We start from the raw sequence: 838 nt of genomic DNA, 5'->3' as shown, positions 1-838 counted from the left end.
CGCGGCGCGGTGAAAGCGGGCATCGACAGCCTGCAACCCGCCCCGAAAACCGCTACGGGAGAAGGCATCTTCACCGCCCTGCACGCGATCGGCGCCACCGCGGTCATCGGCGGCGACAATCCGCCGCCGGCCCGCATCGTGCTGCTCTCCGACGGCGGTGAGAACAAGCCCTCCAATCCCGGCGATCCGCACGACGGCGTCTACACCGCGGCGCGGTTGGCCAAGGACGAAGGCGTGCCGATCTCGACGATCTCGTTCGGCACCCCGTACGGCACGGTGGACTACGAGGGCGCCACCATCCCGGTTCCGGTGGACGACCAGACCCTGCAGAAGATCTGCGAGATCACCGACGGCCAGTCGTTCCACGCCGACAGCCTGGATTCCCTGAAGAACGTGTACTCGACGCTGCAGCGCCAGATCGGCTACGAAACCGTGAAGGGCGACGCGAGCCTGGCCTGGATGCTGCTCGGCGCCTTCGTCATGGCCGGCGCCATCCTGGCCGGTCTCCTGCTGAACCGCAGGCTGCCCGCCTGAGTCCTCAGCTGGGCAGGCGGCGGTTGATCAACAATGCCAGCGCCGTCGCGATCAGGGCGGTCAATACGCCGAGGCGCAGCCACCCGGAGCTGCCCGGCCCTGGCACCGTACGGTAGCCGATCTCGTTCTCGATGGCGTTGTAGCTCTTTTCGAGCTCGCCGAGGTTGGTGGCGGTGTAAGACTGCCCGCCGGACAGCTTGGCGACCATCTTCATCTGGTCGGTCGACACCGGGACGGCGACCCGCTGCCCGTCCATCTCGATCTCGCCGCCCTTGGTCCCGAACGAGATCGTCGAGATCGGCAC

General features: G+C 67.4%; 2 pseudogenes. One reads left to right on the top strand and one right to left on the bottom strand.

Going from position 1 to position 838, the window contains the following annotated elements:
- Window positions 1-534 (top strand): annotated as a pseudogene (locus tag A5782_RS21155) (VWA domain-containing protein); the annotation flags it as partial.
- Between the two features lie 4 nt (window positions 535-538).
- Here A5782_RS21155 and A5782_RS21150 read toward each other — a convergent pair.
- Window positions 539-838 (bottom strand): annotated as a pseudogene (locus tag A5782_RS21150) (hypothetical protein); the annotation flags it as partial.

Source organism: Mycobacterium sp. 852002-40037_SCH5390672 (genome assembly GCF_001665875.1).
GTDB lineage: Bacteria > Actinomycetota > Actinomycetes > Mycobacteriales > Mycobacteriaceae > Mycobacterium.
The sequence above is the reverse complement of the archived record's forward strand: the minus strand, read 5'-3'. Positions and strand labels throughout refer to the sequence as shown.